16 protein-coding genes are annotated in these 16,920 nt (G+C 61.3%); 9 read left to right on the top strand and 7 right to left on the bottom strand.

What is annotated here, in order from left to right; translation table 11 throughout:
- The first annotated feature begins 12 nt into the window (after positions 1-12).
- The 3 genes from T3A99_RS22405 to T3A99_RS22395 are packed head-to-tail and all read left to right on the top strand — an operon-like array spanning position 13 to position 2,122.
- A complete protein-coding gene (locus T3A99_RS22405; protein WP_188252309.1) occupies positions 13-882 on the top strand; it encodes a DUF692 domain-containing protein in 870 nt (289 codons plus the stop codon).
- Positions 879-1,649, top strand: coding sequence for a DNA-binding domain-containing protein (locus T3A99_RS22400; protein WP_322834814.1), 771 nt, complete (start codon positions 879-881; stop codon positions 1,647-1,649). The genes T3A99_RS22405 and T3A99_RS22400 overlap by 4 nt, the downstream gene beginning before the upstream one ends.
- The gene (locus tag T3A99_RS22395) at positions 1,646-2,122 is read left to right on the top strand and encodes a DoxX family protein (RefSeq protein WP_076386074.1); all 477 of its coding nucleotides are present in this window, start codon (positions 1,646-1,648) and stop codon (positions 2,120-2,122) included. Before T3A99_RS22400 ends, T3A99_RS22395 begins: the two co-directional genes overlap by 4 nt.
- Positions 2,123-2,247: 125 nt before the next feature.
- Here T3A99_RS22395 and T3A99_RS22390 read toward each other — a convergent pair whose 3' ends face one another.
- A complete protein-coding gene (locus tag T3A99_RS22390; RefSeq protein ID WP_322834813.1) occupies positions 2,248-3,162 on the bottom strand; it encodes a LysR family transcriptional regulator in 915 nt (304 codons plus the stop codon).
- Between the two features lie 104 nt (positions 3,163-3,266).
- On the opposite strand from T3A99_RS22390, the gene T3A99_RS22385 reads away from it, so the two are divergent.
- The 3 genes from T3A99_RS22385 to T3A99_RS22375 all read left to right on the top strand — a co-directional run bounded on the left by T3A99_RS22385 (position 3,267) and on the right by T3A99_RS22375 (position 6,288).
- Positions 3,267-3,866 carry a short chain dehydrogenase gene (locus tag T3A99_RS22385; protein WP_173407314.1) on the top strand — a complete coding sequence of 200 codons (600 nt, stop codon included), beginning with the start codon at positions 3,267-3,269 and terminating at the stop codon, positions 3,864-3,866.
- 59 nt (positions 3,867-3,925) lie between these two features.
- On the top strand, positions 3,926-4,600 hold the full coding sequence (locus T3A99_RS22380; protein WP_322834934.1) for a hypothetical protein: 675 nt from the start codon (positions 3,926-3,928) through the stop codon (positions 4,598-4,600).
- A gap of 74 nt (positions 4,601-4,674) precedes the next feature.
- Complete coding sequence (locus T3A99_RS22375) at positions 4,675-6,288, top strand: NAD(P)/FAD-dependent oxidoreductase (RefSeq protein ID WP_322834812.1); 1,614 nt, start codon at positions 4,675-4,677, stop codon at positions 6,286-6,288.
- Positions 6,289-6,442: 154 nt separating this feature from the next.
- Here T3A99_RS22375 and T3A99_RS22370 read toward each other — a convergent pair whose 3' ends face one another.
- On the bottom strand, positions 6,443-7,537 hold the full coding sequence (locus tag T3A99_RS22370) for a PLP-dependent cysteine synthase family protein (protein ID WP_160891713.1): 1,095 nt from the start codon (positions 7,535-7,537) through the stop codon (positions 6,443-6,445).
- Between the two features lie 266 nt (positions 7,538-7,803).
- On the opposite strand from T3A99_RS22370, the gene nhaA reads away from it, so the two are divergent.
- A complete protein-coding gene (gene nhaA, locus T3A99_RS22365; RefSeq protein ID WP_047228398.1) occupies positions 7,804-8,994 on the top strand; it encodes a Na+/H+ antiporter NhaA in 1,191 nt (396 codons plus the stop codon).
- 1,070 nt (positions 8,995-10,064) lie between these two features.
- Here nhaA and T3A99_RS22360 read toward each other — a convergent pair.
- A complete protein-coding gene (locus T3A99_RS22360; protein ID WP_160891711.1) occupies positions 10,065-10,529 on the bottom strand; it encodes a glycine zipper 2TM domain-containing protein in 465 nt (154 codons plus the stop codon).
- 172 nt (positions 10,530-10,701) lie between these two features.
- Here T3A99_RS22360 and T3A99_RS22355 point away from each other — a divergent pair, with 172 nt between their 5' ends.
- Positions 10,702-10,938: a hypothetical protein gene (locus T3A99_RS22355; protein WP_107321608.1), complete on the top strand. Its 237-nt coding sequence runs from the start codon at positions 10,702-10,704 to the stop codon at positions 10,936-10,938.
- Here the strand turns inward: T3A99_RS22355 and pdxH are convergent.
- The 4 genes from pdxH to dinG all read right to left on the bottom strand — a co-directional run bounded on the left by pdxH (position 10,935) and on the right by dinG (position 16,286).
- Complete coding sequence (pdxH, locus tag T3A99_RS22350) at positions 10,935-11,582, bottom strand: pyridoxamine 5'-phosphate oxidase (protein WP_047228401.1); 648 nt, start codon at positions 11,580-11,582, stop codon at positions 10,935-10,937. The two genes, T3A99_RS22355 and pdxH, sit on opposite strands and share 4 nt — an antisense overlap.
- 24 nt (positions 11,583-11,606) lie before the next feature.
- Entirely contained in the window at positions 11,607-12,719 is a 1,113-nt protein-coding gene (locus T3A99_RS22345; RefSeq protein ID WP_173407316.1) for an OmpA family protein, read from the bottom strand.
- 115 nt (positions 12,720-12,834) lie between these two features.
- Positions 12,835-13,980 (bottom strand): serine hydrolase domain-containing protein, encoded by a 1,146-nt coding sequence (locus T3A99_RS22340; RefSeq protein ID WP_047228403.1) that lies wholly within the window; start codon positions 13,978-13,980, stop codon positions 12,835-12,837.
- Positions 13,981-14,141: 161 nt separating this feature from the next.
- Positions 14,142-16,286, bottom strand: a complete 2,145-nt coding sequence (dinG, locus tag T3A99_RS22335) for an ATP-dependent DNA helicase DinG (RefSeq protein ID WP_047228404.1) — start codon at positions 16,284-16,286, stop codon at positions 14,142-14,144.
- 99 nt (positions 16,287-16,385) lie between these two features.
- Between dinG and T3A99_RS22330 the strand changes: the two genes are divergently transcribed.
- Positions 16,386-16,850 (top strand): CopD family protein, encoded by a 465-nt coding sequence (locus T3A99_RS22330; protein WP_047228405.1) that lies wholly within the window; start codon positions 16,386-16,388, stop codon positions 16,848-16,850.
- The last annotated feature ends 70 nt before the right edge of the window (positions 16,851-16,920 follow it).

The raw sequence follows: 16,920 nt of genomic DNA, 5'->3' as shown, positions 1-16,920 counted from the left end.
AGGCCTGCCGCCATGTCGAACACCGCTTCCCTCGCCTTCGATACCCGGCTACCGCCGCGGGCGGGGCTGGGGCTCAAGACCGAGCATTTTCGTGAAGTGCTCCAGACCCGACCGGATCTGGGTTTCTTCGAAGTGCACGCGGAAAACTACATGGTGGCCGGCGGGCCGTTTCATTACTTTCTGGGGCGGATACGCGAACAGTATCCGCTGTCATTGCACGGCGTCGGTTTGTCGATCGGTGGAGAGGGGCCGCTGGATGTTGCGCATTTGCAGCGCCTGGCCACACTGATCGAACGCTATCAGCCCCAGTCTTTTTCCGAACACCTGGCCTGGTCCAGCCATGGCCCGGTGTTTCTCAACGATCTGCTGCCCCTGGCCTACGATGAAACGACGCTCAGGCGCGTCTGCGAACACGTCGATCAGGTCCAGTCCAGCCTCAAATGCACACTGCTGCTGGAAAACCCGGCCACTTATCTGGCGTTCGAGGACTCGACCCTCGACGAGCCTGACTTCATCAGTGAAGTCATCCGTCGCACCGGCTGCGGACTGCTGCTGGATGTGAACAACGTCTACGTTTCGTGCATCAACCATTGCCGTGATCCCCAGGCTTACCTCGACGCACTGCCCCTGCAGGCCACCGGCGAAATTCATCTGGCCGGGTTTGCCGAAGACTCCGACAGCCTGGGCGAGCGTTTGCTGATCGATGACCACGGTGCGCCAATCGACAACGAGGTCTGGCGCTTGTATCGCACGGTACTGGCGCGGACCGGGCCAGTCGCCACGCTGATCGAGCGCGACAACCGCATCCCGGCGTTGGCAGTGCTGTTGGCCGAAGCCGGTCAGGCCGACCAACTATTAAACGCCGCCAGGGTCCAGCCATGAGCCGCTACAGCGAATTCGCCGCCGCCCTGCTCGACCCGCGCAAATCTTGTCCGCAGGGTTTGACCTGCGCCACCGGCGCCGATCCAGAGAGCCGGTTCGCGGTGTATCGCAACAACGTGCTCAGCTCATTGATCAACGCCCTGGCCGACAACTATCCGGTGGTGGCACAACTGGTGGGCGAGGAGTTCTTCGGCGCGATGGCCGGAATGTACGCCCAGTGCGCCGCACCGCGAAGCCCAGTCATGAGTGACTACGGTGCCGACTTTGCCGGGTTCATCGAACATTTCGAACCCGCCGCCAGCGTGCCGTATCTGGCGGATGTCGCCCGACTGGAGCGCCTGCAGGTGCAAGCCTGGCACGCCGCCGACGCCCGGCCCATGGATGCACAACAGGTCATGCAAGTGCTGTCATCGCCGGCATCCCATGATCATCTGAGGGTCGGTCTTCACCCGTCACTGCACCTGTTGCAATCGCCCTTCGCCGTGGTGGCGATCTGGGCCGCCCATCAGCAAGAGCCCGTCATGCCGGTCGACCCCTTCACGCCGCAATGCGCCCTGGTGCTGCGCAACAACCTGGACGTGGAGGTGTTTGCGATCAGTCCCGGCGCCCATGATTTCCTCAAGGACCTGCTGCAAGGTTGTTTCCTGGGCGCGGCCTTTGATGCTGCAACCAGGCGCGACAGCGATCTGGAACTGGAGCACACCCTGGCGCAGCTCATCAGCCATCAAGCCGTCACCCATCTGTTAGCCGAGCAGGTATTGCCATGAACGCCCTGATCACTCGCTCCATTGAATGGCTGGATAAAATCCCTCACAGCCTGATCGCCTTCGTTGGGCGCTTTTGCATCGCGGCGGTGTTCTGGAAATCCGGCCAAACCAAAATCGAAGGCCTGGCCATCGACCTGATCGACGGTACCTTCCAGCTCGGCCTGCCGCGACTGGCCGATTCAACCATTCCCCTGTTCAAAAGCGAATACGCCTTGCCGCTGTTGTCGCCAGAACTGGCAGCGCATCTGGCGGCAGCGGCCGAGCATGTGTTCCCGATCCTGATCCTGTTTGGCCTGGCGACACGCTTCTCGGCCCTGGCCTTGCTGGGCATGACCTTGACCATTCAACTGTTCGTCTACCCCGACGCCTATCCGACCCATGGCACCTGGGCGGCGGTACTGCTTTATCTGATGGCCCGCGGGCCGGGCAAGCTGTCACTCGACCATCTGATCGCCAGGCACTACGCTCGCTGATCAAGATCGGGACTCCTGTGGGAGCGAGCCTGCTCGCGATAGCAGTGTCAGCTTCAGCACAATTGTTGCCTGACCCACCGCTATCGCGAGCAGGCTCGCTCCCACAAGGTTCGTGTGATGCCTTGCTATCGCTGAAGCCGATCCAGCGCCTCGCCACTGCGCTTGAACCAGTCGATCAGATAATCGGCCAGCACCTGGGTGCGCTTGGGCAAACCGCCCTGGTACGGGTGCACGAGGTACATCGGCATGCGACGGGTCTGAAAATCCCTGAGTAACCAGCGCAAACGTCCGTCAGCCAATTCCTCATGCAACAGATAGGACGGCAACCGGGCGATCCCGGCGTTGGCCAGGGCGGCTTTTTTCAGCAGGCTGTAGTGATTGCTGGCGAACGGTCCCGATACCCGCACCCGCAACAATTCGTGTTGCTGGTGATAGAGCCATTCTTCGCGGCCGCTGTAATGACTGTTGAGCAGGCAACGATGTTCGACCAGGCCCTGGGGCGTCAGGGGTTCGCCGTAGTGTTCGAGGTAGGCCGGGCTGGCGCAGGTCAGCTCATGCCAGGCCAGCAGCGGACGCGCCACCAGGCGCTCATCGAGGGCAGCGTCGGAGCGGATCGCCAGGTCGAAACCATCACGAGACAGATCCCGGTAGCCATTGTTGAGTTCCAGTTCAATCTGCACGTCGGGGTAGCGCTGGGCGAACTCCGTCAGCAAACCCTCAAAGAAGGTTTCGCCCAACGACACCGGAACCGTCATACGCACCGGCCCGGAAATGTCATCCTTCAGGCGAGCCAGGGCCTGACGCGCTCTTTGCACCTGCACCAACAACGCCTGGGCCTGGGGCAATAACGCCGCCCCCGCTGCCGTGAGACTCAAGCGCCGCGTGGTGCGCTGTAGCAACACCACCGAAAACCGACTCTCCAGCAGGCTGATGCGCTTGGACAACTGGCCCTTGCTGCAGCCCAATTGCTGGGCCGCCAGGGTGAAACTACCGGCCTCGATCAACACGGCGAACGCCGCCAGGTCGTCCATTTCGCTCATCGGATTGTTTCCAATTGAAAACCAAAGGTTGCCTATTACCACGATTATCAAGAGAAAGAACCTCTCTAGACTGCAATCTCATCCAGCCCATTGAGGAACAGCTAATGAAAATCCTGTTGATCGGCGCCAGCGGCACCATCGGTTCGGCCATTGATAAAGAACTGTCGCCGCGTCACGAGATTGTCCGCATCGGCCGTCACAGCGGCGACCTGCACGTGGATATCAGTGACAGCTCTTCGATCCGTGCCCTGTTCGAGAAAACCGGTCGCTTCGATGCACTGGTCTGCGCCGCGGGCAACGTCACCTTTGCGCCCTTGGACGAGATGACGCAGGACAGCTTCGCCCTGGGTTTGAAAGACAAACTGATGGGCCAGGTCAACCTGCTGCTGATCGGCCGCGAATTCGCCAATGACGGTGCGTCCTTCACCTTCACCACTGGCGTGCTCAGCCACGATCCGATCAGAAGCGGTGCGTCGGCGGCGCTGGTCAACGGTGCCCTGGACAGTTTCGTGCGTGCCGCGGCAATCGAATTGCCCCGGGGCTTGCGGGTCAACTCGGTCAGTCCGAACGTGCTGCTCGAAGCCATGGACAACTATGCCCCGTACTTCCGTGGCTATAAGCCGGTACCAGCCGCCGATGTCGCATTGGCCTACGCCAAGAGTGTCGAAGGCCTGCAGACTGGCCAGACCTTTCACGTCGGTTGACCTCTTGTGATGCAGGATCAGTCTGCGTAACGTGGCGGCACTTGTCTGGAGACTCAATGATGCGTGCCGCCCGTTCCCTGCTGTTTGTCGCCCTCCTGCCGCTTTTCGCCGGCTGCCAGTTGCTCGACACTCCACCCCAGAGCGTTTCCCATGCCGGCCAGATGCGCATGCAGGGCGAACTTACGGCGGCCGATGGCAAGCTGGTGTTCCAGCCCTGCCAGGAGCAGCGTCGCTACATCGTCAACGACAGCGGCGGCACCAGCGTACTGCAACAGGCCGCCAGCCTGGCCGATGATCAGGGCAAACTGTTTGCCGATGTGCGCGGCCATATCGTCACCAGCGCAGCGGCCGGTACCGACAGCCAGTTGAATCTTGAGCAGCTGTATCGCCTGGAGCGTTCGGGCAGCGCTTGCGACGACGCCGACTTCAAGCGGCTGCTCCTGCGCGCCACCGGCCATGGCCCCGAGTGGAATCTGAACGCCAGCGGCAAAGGCCTGGTGCTCGAACGTGAGGGCCAGCCGCCTCTGGCAGTGCCTTTCGTTGAGGAACAACTGGGCGATGGCCGCTTCAATCTCGGCACCGAAGCCAACGGCCAGAAGGTCGAGCTTTGGGTCACTCCCCAGCGCTGCGTCGACAGCGTGACCGGCAGCGTGCAACACATGAGCGCCGAGCTGCGGGTCAACGGTCAGGTCCAGCGCGGATGCGCTTACTTCGGCGGTGCGCGTAACGACTGATTCGAAGGTTTTTGGCTTATAATCGCCGGCTCACGCCCTGGCGCAGTTGTGCGTCCCGCGAACCGGATCCTGTCATGTTACGAATCACCGAACTCAAGCTGCCGATCGACCACCCCGAAGAAGACCTGCGCCCAGCCATCGTGCAGCGCCTGGGCATCGCCAGCGATGACCTGCTCGACTTCACCCTGTTCAAACGCAGCTACGACGCGCGTAAGAAGTCCTCCGAACTGTGCTTCATCTACACCATCGACCTGACGGTGCGCGATGAAGCCGGCTTGCTGCGCAAGTTCGCCGATGACCGTAACGTCAACCGGGCGCCGGATGTCAGTTATAAAGTGGTGGGCCAGGCACCGGCTGACCTGAGCGAACGGCCGATCGTGGTCGGCTTCGGCCCGTGCGGGATCTTCGCCGCCATGTTGCTGGCACAGATGGGCTTCAAACCGATCATCCTCGAGCGCGGCCCCGAAGTGCGCCAGCGCACCAAGGACACCTGGGGCCTGTGGCGCAAAAGCGTGCTCAACCCCGAATCCAACGTGCAGTTCGGCGAAGGCGGTGCGGGGACGTTCTCCGATGGCAAGCTCTACAGCCAGATCAAGGATCCCAAGTTCCTGGGTCGCAAAGTCCTGCACGAATTCGTCAAGGCCGGCGCGCCGGAAGAAATCCTCTACGTCAGCAAGCCGCACATCGGTACGTTCCGTCTGACAGGCGTCGTGGAAAACATGCGTGAGCAGATTCGCGCCCTGGGCGGCGAAGTTCGCTTCCAGCAGCGGGTCACGGATGTGTTGATCGAGGACGGCCAGTTGGTCGGTGTTGAACTGGCCAGTGGCGAACGTATTCATTCAAAACATGTGATTCTGGCCCTGGGCCACAGCGCCCGGGACACGTTCCGCATGCTCCACGGCCGCGGCGTGTACATGGAAGCCAAGCCGTTCTCGGTGGGTTTCCGCATCGAACACCCGCAATCGCTGATCGACAGCGCGCGCCTGGGCAAATATGCCGGCCACCCGAAGCTTGGCGCCGCCGATTACAAACTGGTGCACCACGCCAAGAACGGTCGCTCGGTGTACAGCTTCTGCATGTGCCCGGGCGGCACCGTAGTGGCGGCCACCTCCGAGCCGAACCGCGTCGTGACCAACGGCATGAGCCAGTATTCACGCAACGAGCGCAACGCCAACTCCGGCATCGTGGTGGGCATTACGCCTGAAGTGGATTACCCGGGCGGCCCCTTGGCGGGCATCGAATTGCAGGAGCGTCTGGAATCCCACGCTTTCGTGCTCGGTGGCAGCAACTACGAAGCCCCGGCACAACTGGTGGGCGACTTCATTGCCGGCAAACCGTCTACGGCGCTGGGCAGCGTCGAGCCGTCCTACAAGCCGGGTGTGTCTTTGGGCGACCTGGCCTTGGCCCTGCCCGACTTCGCCATCGAAGCCATCCGTGAAGCCCTGCCGGCGTTCGAAAAGCAGATTCGCGGCTACTCGCTGCACGACGCCGTGCTGACCGGCATTGAAACCCGCACCTCGTCGCCGCTGCGCATCACCCGCGACGAAACGTTGCAAAGCCTGAACGTCAAGGGCTTGTTCCCGGCTGGCGAAGGCGCCGGCTACGCGGGCGGGATTCTCTCGGCGGGCGTGGACGGAATCCGGATTGCCGAGGCGGTGGCGCGGGATATCCTGGGCCTCAAGGCCTGACCCCTACCCACTGCGGGAGAAGCTTTATGGGAGCTGGGCTTGCCCGCGATGCAGGCAACTCGGTCTATCAGGTGAACCGAGGTGATGCTATCGCGGAAAAGCCCAGCTCCCACACAAGCTCGCTGCCACAAGGAAATTCAGTGTTTTCCAGTGTTCAGATATTGGCTCGGAGCACACTTTCCGGCAGCGCCTCACCCCGCTCCACACTCGCCGCCACGGCGTCCATCAATCCACTCAGCTCATAGCCCTGGGCCTTGAGCCACGCCGGATCGTAATAGGTCGTGGCATAGCGCTCACCGCCGTCACACAAGATTGCCACGATCGAGCCCGTCTCACCTGCTTGCACCATCTGCCTGGCGGCGATCAGCGCGCCGATCAGGTTGGTGCCGCTGGATCCGCCGACCCGTCGGCCCAATCGCTGGGCCAGGTAGTGCATGGCCGCCAGCGACAGGGCATCCGGCACTTTGACCATCGCATCGATCACCTTGGGCAAAAACGACGCTTCGACCCTTGGCCGGCCGATACCTTCGATCCGCGAACCACAATCCAGGCGCAGGCTCGCATCGCCGCTGCGGTAATAGTCGAAAAACACCGAACGCTCGGCGTCGGCACACAGCACACGGGTACAGTGCTGGCGGTAGCGTACGTAACGACCCAGGGTCGCGGTGGTGCCGCCGGTGCCGGGGCTGGAAATCAGCCAGCTCGGCTCCGGATGCCGCTCGAAACGCATCTGCTGGAAGATCGATTCGGCAATGTTGTTATTGGCGCGCCAGTCCGTGGCGCGCTCGGCGTAGGTGAACTGGTCGATGAAGTGGCCGTCATGCTCACGGGCCAAACGCTCGGACTCGGCGTAGATCTGCGTAGGATCGTCCACCAGGTGACTCTGGCCACCATAGAAGGCGATCTGTGCGATTTTTTCCCTGGACGTGGTCGCCGGCATCACCGCAATAAAGGGCAAGCCCAAAAGCCTCGCGAAGTAAGCCTCGGAAATGGCCGTCGATCCGCTTGAAGCCTCGATCACCGGGGCACCGGGTTTGAGCCAGCCATTACACAGGGCGTAGAGGAACAGCGAGCGGGCGAGTCGATGCTTGAGGCTGCCGGTGGGGTGGCTGGACTCATCCTTGAAATACAACTCGATACCCGGCAGCCCTGGCAACGCCAGTGGAATCAGATGGGTGTCGGCGCTGCGCTGGAAATCAGCCTCGATGATACGGATCGCTTCACGCGCCCACTGGCGGTGGTCATTCATGGTGTCTTCTCACTGGATCAATGCGACGCGAGGAACCTGACGTACAGGCAGGCACGACTTGTCTCGGAAAAACCAGTCGCCAGCTTAGGAAAAAACCGACATCGCGCACAGGTACAGCTAAGGTCCAATATGGCCTGTCACTGCCTGACCACGCGTTGCATGCGTTGTAACGACATATAACAAAAAAGAATATAACTTTTGTTTTAACAACTAACAGTACCGGTTAGGGTGGACCATCTTTTTGATTTGATCCATGGAGAGCAACCGTGCCTCTACGTAATACTTTGACCCGTTTCCTTCAGTTGGAAGCTGCCAGCGGCCTGCTATTGATCGCCGCCGCCGTGCTGGCCCTGATACTCAATAACTCACCGCTGTCGTGGCTCTATACGGACTTTCTGGACACCCCTGTGGTGGCCCAGATCGGGGCGCTGAAAATCGCCAAACCGGCGTTGTTGTGGATCAACGACGGCCTGATGGCCATGTTCTTTCTGCTCATCGGCCTCGAAGTCAAACGTGAGGTTCTCGACGGACAGCTGTCGAAACCCTCGCAGATCGTCTTGCCGGGTGCGGCAGCGATCGGTGGCATGGTCGTCCCCGCCCTGATCTACTGGTTCCTCAACCGCGACAATCCGGCCGCCCTCGCAGGCTGGGCGATTCCAACGGCCACCGACATCGCCTTCGCCCTTGGCGTGCTGGCCCTACTGGGCAAACGGGTACCCGTGTCGCTCAAGCTGTTTTTGATGACCCTGGCGATCATCGACGACCTGGGCGCCATTATCATCATTGCCATTTTCTACTCGGGCGCCCTGTCGACCTTGTCACTGGTATTGGCAGCCGCCTGCATCGCCGCGCTGGTGGCGATGAACCGCGCGGGAGTGGTCAAGCTCGGCCCCTACATGGTTGTCGGCCTGATTCTCTGGGTCTGCGTACTCAAGAGCGGCGTCCATGCCACCCTGGCCGGGGTGACCCTGGCATTCTGCATTCCGCTGCGCACAAAAAATGCCGAGACCTCGCCGCTGCTGACCCTGGAACATGCCCTGCACCCCTGGGTGGCCTATGGCATCCTGCCGCTCTTCGCCTTCGCCAACGCCGGCTTGTCCCTGAGCGGCGTCACCGTCGAGAGCTTCACCCATCACGTGCCGATGGGCATCGCCATCGGCCTGTTGCTGGGCAAGACCGTCGGTGTCTTCGGCCTGACCTGGCTGGCGGTCAAGATCGGTATCGCCAGCCTGCCCGCCGGCGCCAACTGGGGGCAGATACTGGGCGTGGCAATCCTGTGCGGCATCGGCTTCACCATGAGCCTGTTCGTCGGCTCCCTGGCGTTCGCGCCCGGTACCAGTGAGTATGCCGGTATGGACCGGATGGGTATTCTCACTGGCTCGATCCTGGCGGCGTTGCTGGGTTATGCGGTGACAGCGGCGGCTAGTCGTAAGCAGACAGCATTTAAAGCCAACTAAAATTACCTGATCGGGGTGATGTTTGTTGTGTGTTTATTGGTGTGCATATTGGTGTGTATATCCGTTTCTTCGATGACGGCCACTTATGGTTCCGCTCTTACAGCGGGTCACTTTTGGAAGAGCGCCAAAAGTAACCAAAAACGCTTTGCCCCACCACTCGGCACCTCGCCTAGGCTCGGTGTGCCCTCACTCCGGCATTGCTCCGTGGGCGCGCCGCGAAGGGCCATCCATGGCCCAGCGCGGCTATCCCGGCATCCATGCCGGGATACCCACTCCACAATGCCTGCGTTCGGCCAGCGTGGTTAACGGGGCGTCCAAGATCAACATCCTCCGCGAGGCGGCCTTATAGCCGACCTGTTTTTTTGATGATCGCGTTTTTCCTGTGGGAGCGAGCCTGCTCGCGAAGAGGTCGACACATGCAACATCTTCGTCAACTGTGTAGCCGCCTTCTCAGCCTTGCGATAGTTCAGTTACATAGCGATTGAATTGGATGCCGTCATCGCGAGCAGGCTCGCTCCCACATTCGATCTTTCAGTGAGCACAAATTTATATCCAACACAGAACCACTGAGGGAGCGGGCTTGTTCGCGAAAAGGCCAACACACCCAACATCTTCATCGACTGTGATACCGCTTGCGTGAGCAAGCCCGCTCCCACAGGAGAAACGCGGTCCCACCAAGAATCAGGCCGGCTATAAGGCCGCCTCGCGGTGGACGTTGATCTTGGACGCCCCGTTAACCACGCTGGCTGAACGGAGGCGTTGTGGAGTGGGCAACCCGGCATGGATGCCGGGTTAGCCGCGCTGGGCCATGGATGGCCCTTCGCGGCGGGCCCACGGAGCAATGCCTTCGTTCAGGCACACCGAGCCTAAGCGAGGTGCCGAGTGGTGGGGCAGAAGCGCTTTGGTTACTTTCGCGCTTTTCGAAAGTGACCCGCCGTAAGGGCGGAACCGCCAGTGGCCGTTACCGAAGAAACGGATATACACGCCGCCCCCCCCACCGAAACGAAGCCATAAAAAAATCGCGCCTCCCCATTCAGAAAAAAGCGCGATTTTCTCTTAGCGATTCCAGCTTAGTGCGATACGCGGCTCGTACCATCCACAGTGGCAATACGAACCCGCTCACCCACACGGAACACTTCGTTTTCCTGAACCTGCTGCACATAGGCGCGCATGCTGCCGTCGTCTTCGCGAACGGTGATTTCCACACCCTGGGTACGGGTCAGGCCTTCTTCGGTCGCGGAGCCGATCAGGCCGCCGGCCACGGCGCCGATCACGGCAGCAACGATACTGCCACGGCCACCACCGATGGCGCTGCCACCCACACCACCTACCACCGCACCCGCCGCGCCGCCGATCGGGGTCTTGGTGCCTTCGATCTTGACCGGACGCAAGGCTTCAATGGTCCCCATGCGAATCGTCTGCACGCGACGCGCTTCGTCACGGGAATAGGAGTCACCGGTCAGGCTCGACTGACAGCCAGTGAGCAACATCGCCATCGTGGAAAAGGAAGCAACCAGCAAAACAGACTTACGCATAGCATCAAACTCCAAAAGACAGGTATTCATTAAACTCCGCAGCTTGACGCCTGTCACGGCCTCGCCGGGATAAAATTGTTTTCATTCAGGTGGGATACAGACTCGCCCGAAAAATTCACCCAAACAGTAGCGCCAATTTCCGCTATCCGCGTCACTGGCCTGAGGATTTCTCATGGATTATTTCATCATAGCCGCTACCACCGTCGCCGGTTTGTACTTTCATTGGTGGCTGTACGTGCGGATCAAACGCTGGATGGACCGCGATCTGGCGCTGTCTTTGGCGGGGCAGGATGAGCTGAAAAAAACTTACATGCTGCAACAATTGGCCCACGCCCAGAAGCAAGGGATCAAGCGGCGCGACCTGCCGCAATGGCTTCAGGCCGCGGCGGCAGGGTATACCCAGGGCTAAGGCGCCAGACGCTCGCGGATCCAGCTCGCCTCTTGCAGGCGGTAGTTGAGGCGATCATGCAGACGGCTGGCCCGTCCCTGCCAGAATTCGATACGCTCGGGCAGCAGACGATAGCCCCCCCAATGCTCCGGGCAGTGAGGCTGGCTGTCACTGAAGCGTTGTTCGGTGGCCTTGAGCAAGTCTTCCAGCTCACCTCGACCCGCAATCACCCGGCTTTGAGGTGAAGCCCAGGCCCCGAGGCGACTGCCCAATGGCCGTACCTGATAATAGGCGTCCGACTCTTGCGCCGTGACCTTCTGCACCTTGCCCTCGATACGCACCTGACGCTCCAGCGTCGGCCAGAAAAATGTCATGGCCGCGAACGGGTTCGCGGCCAGTTGCTGACCCTTGGCGCTCTCGTAGTTGGTGAAGAACGTGAAGCCTTGGGCATCGAGCCCCTTGAGCAGCAGGATCCGGCAGTGCGGGCGCCCATCGGCATCCACGGTCGCCAAGGTCATGGCGTTGGCCTCCACCGGCGCCTGTTCGGTTTTCACCGCGTCGGCGAACCACTGGTGGAACAGCGCGAACGGCTCGGCCGGGGCCTGCGCCTCGGTCAGGCCATCGCGGGTGTAGTCGCGGCGCATATCAGCCAGCGTCTGGGTCATGGCGCGTTCCTTGTAGTTAGCCCATCACTGCTTGGATGCATCGGCAGCCGCGACTTTCTTGGCATCGGTAGCGGCTTTGGTCGGTTGCTGCTTCTTCGCCACCGGCGCTTTCTTGGCCGGGGCTTTTTTGGCAGGAGCCTTGGCGACAGCCTTCTTGGCCGGCGCTTTTTTGCTGGCAACAGCCTTGGACTTGTTAGCCGCCGGCGCGGGCGCTGGCGCCAAAGCCGCAGGTTTCACGTCCTGGACCGCCACCAACCTTACTGGCGCCGGGGCCGGCATGTTGTACTTGCTCAGCAGCGCAACCATGGTGTTTTGCGGCGTGACCAGCAGCTCGACACGACGATTCAAAGCGCGACCTTCAACGCTGTCATTGGCGGCACGGGGCGCAACCGAACCCATGCCACGCAGCATCAGGCGATCACGCTGCAAGCCGCTGAGACGGAAAATCGCCGCCACGGATTGGGCGCGTTCCTGGCTGAGCTTCAGGTTGACCGGCGCGGCGCCCGACGTGTCGGCGTGGCCGAGGATCAGCACGGCTGTTTTCGGATCAGCTTCCAGAATTTTCGCAACGCGGGTGAACGGGCCGAGGCTCACCGGCAGCAGCATGGCCGGACGATCCGGGTTGAAGGAGCCGTCCACCGGTGCGGTGACCACCAGCACGTCGTCGCGGCGTTCAAGTTCGAGCTTGCTGTCCTTGATGGCCGTGCGCAATTTCGGCTCGTAGTCGTCGAGCCAAGCCTGGGTGACTTTCGGATCCGGCATCGGCACCGTCTTGGCGGTTTCCTGATCTTTACCGCCGAATGGCCACCACCACTTGCCGTTGCTTTCAGCTTCAGCCTTGGCGACGGTAACCGGCGTCTTGACTTCAGGTTTGGCGTCGACTTTTTTGGCGACGCCGTCGGCGGCGTCATCGGAAGAAAACGGCCACCACCAGTGAGTGGCACCCTCGGCCTTGGCTTGTGGCGCGACGGCAGCCGGTTTCAGCGGCGCCGCTGACGTCGGTTCTTTGGCCGCGACCTTGTCGGAGGCGCCGAACGGCCACCAGCCACTGCCGCCCTCGGCATCATTTTGTGGGGTTTGTGCGCAACCGGTGATAGCGAAGCACAGCGCCAGAGCGAAAGATTTATTCAATGACATTGGATATCCACAAAATGATGTAAAAAAAACAAAGGCCATGTTCGGGCCGCATAAACAGACGGTTGGAAACTGAAAGGAACACGAGGTTCCTGTGCCCGCCGCCTTCGCTAACGTTTTATAGACAAGTGGCAAGTACCCGCGCAAGGTTCTGCGCCCGCGGATCCATCAAAACGTATGGCCCGAGGGTGTTTGTCACAAAGCCAAAAGCCACATCGTGCTCCGGGTCGGCAAAACCGATGGAGCCCCCTGCCCCAGGATGACCGAATGCCCGAGGGCCGAGGCCGTAGGTCGCGTTCGGTACATCCGGCTGATCGAGCATGCAACCCAGGCCGAAACGGGTCTGGGTCAACAATGTCTTGTCCTCGCCGAAGCTGTGCTGGCGAGTCAGTTCGTCGAGCATTTCGCCCTCCAGCAGGCTGCCGTCCAGCAGGCCGGCATAAAACCCGGCCAGGCTACGGGCGTTACCATGGCCGTTGGCCGCCGGTTGTTCCATGCGCCGCCACTCTGGCTTATTGGTGCTGGTCATGATCGAGGGCGGGTTAGTAAAGGCCCGGGTAGTCATGGCCGTGGGTTCGCGCATCGTTACTTGTAAAAGGCGCTGGGCCGCCGCATCCCCCACATTGCCTTTGCCGCGAGCGATGTGGGCCACGCGATGAAACTCTTCATCAGCCAAGCCGACGTGAAAATCCAGGCCCAACGGCTTGGCAATACGGGCCACGATGGATGCCCCCGGCCCACGACCGTCAGCCCTGCGCAGCAGTTCGCCGACCAGCCAGCCATAAGTGATCGCCGCGTAGCCGTGACCGTCTCCCGGCGTCCACCAGGGCGCTTCAGCGGCCAGAGCATCGACCATGGTCTGCCAGTTATAAAGTGCTTCGGGCGCCAGCAATTCACGTAACGCCGGCAACCCGGCCTGGTGGCAAAGCAACTGACGGAGCGTGACGGCTTGCTTGCCGGCTGCCGCGAACTCAGGCCAGTAGCGGGCGACAGGGGCGTCCAGCTGCAGCTTGCCTTCGGCCACCAGTTGCAGGGCGGTGACGGCGGTGAACGTCTTGGTGCAGGAAAACAGATTGGCGATGGTGTCGCTGTGCCAGGCTTCACTGCCATCCTTGTCGGCCGTGCCGGCCCACAGATCGATGACCGTGCGGCCACCAACCTGAATGCACAACGCCGCGCCGCGCTCCTGAGGATCGTCGAACAGCGCGGCGAAGGCTTCACGCACCGCCTCGAATTGAAGCTCATAATGGCCTTGAATCTGCACCCGCAACTCCCTTGAAACAAACACTTTTTTGAAGTGGCCTGCATTGTTTCAGCCATTGAGGCTTTTGGGAACCGCCGCAAGACGGCTGACCGGACTGACATTGCCCGTTTCGCTAAATCCCCTCGCCACAGAGACCTCCTCAGTCAAAAATCACCGGGAGGCTAGGATATCTCCCGCCGAAACGGTGGCAGGGCGTTGAGGATCGCCTTGCCGTAGCGCTGGGTCACCAGTCGGCGGTCGAGCAAGGTGATGGTGCCGCGGTCTTCTTCGGTGCGCAGCAATCGACCACAGGCCTGGACCAGTTTCAGCGAGGCGTCCGGCACGGAGATCTCCATGAACGGGTTACCACCGCGGGCCTCGATCCATTCGGCCAACGCGGCTTCCACCGGGTCGTCCGGAACCGAAAACGGGATCTTGGCGATCACCACATGCTCACAGTAGGCACCGGGCAAATCCACGCCTTCGGCAAAACTCGCCAGGCCGAACAGCACGCTGGAATCGCCGCCATCGACCCGCGCTTTGTGCTTGTTCAGGGTTTCCTGCTTGGACAGGTTGCCTTGGATGAACACTTGCTTGCGCCAGTCGCGGTCGAGGCCGTCGAACACGTCCTGCATCTGTTTGCGCGAGGAAAACAGCACCAGGGTGCCCCGCGAGCCTTCCACCAGTTCCGGCAGGTCGCGAATAATCGCCGCGGTGTGGGCGGCGGCATCCCGCGGATCAGCCTTGAGGTCCGGGACCCGCAGCACGCCGGCGTCGGCATGATGGAAGGGGCTCGGAACCACGGCGGTCACGGCTTTTTTCGGCAGGCCGGCGCGCATGCGGAAACGGTCGAACGTGCCCAGGGCGGTCAGCGTGGCGGAAGTCACCAGCGCGCCGTAGGCGACATTCCACAGGTTGCGACGCAGCATTTCCGCCGCCAGGATCGGGCTGGCATTGACCTCGATGTCGAACAGCGAGCCGCTTTCGGCCAGGGTCAACCAACGCGCCATCGGCGGGTTGTCTTCCGGGTCTTCAGTCGTGAACGCGGTCCACAACTCCCAGTTACCCTGGGAGCGGGACAGCAGACTGCCGAACAACGGGTACCACTCCTCGGCCTGGTTGCTGGCGATACCGATATTGACCTCGCCATCCATGCCTTCCTTGAGCAGGTCGGTCAAACGGGTGAACAGGTCGGTCAGACGGGCAAAGCCTTTCTTGAGCTCGATGCCCATCTCGCGCATGTGCTCGGGTATGACGCCGCCGACAAAGCGATGGCGAGGTCGATCACGACCCTCGACGTCTTCGCCGGGCTTGAAATCCGCCACTTGTTCGCAGGCACTGAACATGAACTGCTGGTTCGTCTTGATTTCACGGGCCAGCTCGGGCACCTGCTCGATGAACTTGCCCAGGTCACCCGGCAGCGGGTGTTGGGCCAACAGCTTGGTGAGGTTCTTGGCGGTGGTTTCCAGCCAGTCAGCGGTGGAGCGCAGCCGGGTGTAATGGGCGAAATGGCCGATGGCCTTGTCCGGCAGGTGGTGACCTTCGTCGAACACATAGATCGTGTCACGCGGATCCGGCAGCACCGCGCCACCGCCCAGGGCCAGGTCGGCCAGGACCATGTCGTGGTTGGTGACAATGACGTCGACCTTGCCCATGCCTTCGCGGGCCTTGTAAAAGGCGCACTGGCCGAAGTTCGGGCAATGACGGTTGGTGCACTGGCTGTGATCGGTAGTCAGGCGTGACCAGTCGGCGTCTTCCAGGGCGGTGGACCAGCTGTCGCGGTCGCCGTCCCATTTATTGCCGGCCAGTTTTTCGATCATGCTGGTAAACAGCTTCTGACTGGCCTCATCGACTTCGATCTTGAAGCCTTCTTCCTCGAACAACTGGGCCGTGGCGGTCTGCGCCTGGCCTTCCTGGAGCAACATGTCGAGCTTGGACAGGCACATGTAGCGCCCACGGCCCTTGGCCAGGGCGAAGCTGAAATTCAGCCCGCTGTTGCGCATCAGGTCAGGCAGGTCCTTGAAAACGATCTGCTCCTGCAAGGCGATCGTGGCCGTGGCGATCACCAGGCGTTTGCCGGCGGCCTTGGCGGTGGGGATTGCCGCCAGGCTGTAGGCCACGGTCTTGCCGGTGCCGGTGCCGGCCTCCACCGCCACGACGGCAGGCTCGCCACTGCGCCGGCCTTCGTCGTCGGTGTCGATGTCACCCAGGACTTTTGCCACTTCGGCAATCATCAGGCGCTGGCCATATCGCGGCTTGAGGCTCTTGGCTTCGAGAAAACGCGAATAGGCGCCCTGGATCGTGGTTTTGAGTTCGGTGCTGATCATGAATGGTCGGGCGCTAAAAACGCTGGATAAATTTTCAGTGGTTCGGATCGGCGGCTATCATACCCCGCTAATCAATCCTGCGCAGAACGGAGTAACTCAATGACACCCTTTGCCCTCGTCTACACCCTGCATTTACTGGCGGCCCTGGTCTGGGTCGGCGGTATGTTCTTCGCCTGGATGATCCTGCGCCCCGCCGCAATCGCGGCCCTTGAGGGGCCGGCCCGGCTCAAATTATGGACAGAAGTGTTTCAGCGTTTTTTCGTTTGGGTCTGGGTCGCAGTGGTGCTTTTGCCGATCAGCGGCGTGGGCCTGATCCACATGCGCTTTGCCGGCTTCGAGACCGCGCCACGTTATGTGCAGATCATGATCGGCTTGTATGTGGTGATGACGGCGCTGTTTATCCGCATCCAGGGATTGCAATTGCCGGCCCTGCGCAAGGCCGTAGCAGCCCAGGACTGGCCGACGGGCGCGGCGGTACTGGGGAAAATCCGGCAGTTGGTGGGGATTAATCTGTTGATCGGGTTGCTGGTGGTGGCGATTGGCGCGGCGCGGCCGATGTTCTGAACTTAGCGTATCCCCTGGTGGGAGCGAGCCTGCTCGCGATAACGGTGGGTCAGTCACATCAAGGTTGACT

The organism is Pseudomonas sp. N-137 (assembly GCF_034555295.1).
GTDB classification, from domain to species: Bacteria; Pseudomonadota; Gammaproteobacteria; order Pseudomonadales; family Pseudomonadaceae; genus Aquipseudomonas; species Aquipseudomonas rhizophila.
Note: the sequence above shows the minus strand (reverse complement) of the source record. Positions and strands in the feature narration are given on the sequence as shown.

What these genes read in the sequence shown, in the direction of transcription:
- T3A99_RS22405 (WP_188252309.1), top strand. Translation starts at nt 13, where the DNA reads ATGTCGAACACCGCTTCCCTCGCCTTCGATACCCGGCTACCGCCGCGG.
- T3A99_RS22400 (WP_322834814.1), top strand. Translation starts at nt 879, where the DNA reads ATGAGCCGCTACAGCGAATTCGCCGCCGCCCTGCTCGACCCGCGCAAA.
- T3A99_RS22395 (WP_076386074.1), top strand. Translation starts at nt 1,646, where the DNA reads ATGAACGCCCTGATCACTCGCTCCATTGAATGGCTGGATAAAATCCCT.
- T3A99_RS22390 (WP_322834813.1), bottom strand. Translation starts at nt 3,162, where the DNA reads ATGAGCGAAATGGACGACCTGGCGGCGTTCGCCGTGTTGATCGAGGCC.
- T3A99_RS22385 (WP_173407314.1), top strand. Translation starts at nt 3,267, where the DNA reads ATGAAAATCCTGTTGATCGGCGCCAGCGGCACCATCGGTTCGGCCATT.
- T3A99_RS22380 (WP_322834934.1), top strand. Translation starts at nt 3,926, where the DNA reads ATGCGTGCCGCCCGTTCCCTGCTGTTTGTCGCCCTCCTGCCGCTTTTC.
- T3A99_RS22375 (WP_322834812.1), top strand. Translation starts at nt 4,675, where the DNA reads ATGTTACGAATCACCGAACTCAAGCTGCCGATCGACCACCCCGAAGAA.
- T3A99_RS22370 (WP_160891713.1), bottom strand. Translation starts at nt 7,537, where the DNA reads ATGAATGACCACCGCCAGTGGGCGCGTGAAGCGATCCGTATCATCGAG.
- T3A99_RS22360 (WP_160891711.1), bottom strand. Translation starts at nt 10,529, where the DNA reads ATGCGTAAGTCTGTTTTGCTGGTTGCTTCCTTTTCCACGATGGCGATG.
- T3A99_RS22355 (WP_107321608.1), top strand. Translation starts at nt 10,702, where the DNA reads ATGGATTATTTCATCATAGCCGCTACCACCGTCGCCGGTTTGTACTTT.
- pdxH (WP_047228401.1), bottom strand. Translation starts at nt 11,582, where the DNA reads ATGACCCAGACGCTGGCTGATATGCGCCGCGACTACACCCGCGATGGC.
- T3A99_RS22345 (WP_173407316.1), bottom strand. Translation starts at nt 12,719, where the DNA reads ATGTCATTGAATAAATCTTTCGCTCTGGCGCTGTGCTTCGCTATCACC.
- dinG (WP_047228404.1), bottom strand. Translation starts at nt 16,286, where the DNA reads ATGATCAGCACCGAACTCAAAACCACGATCCAGGGCGCCTATTCGCGT.
- T3A99_RS22330 (WP_047228405.1), top strand. Translation starts at nt 16,386, where the DNA reads ATGACACCCTTTGCCCTCGTCTACACCCTGCATTTACTGGCGGCCCTG.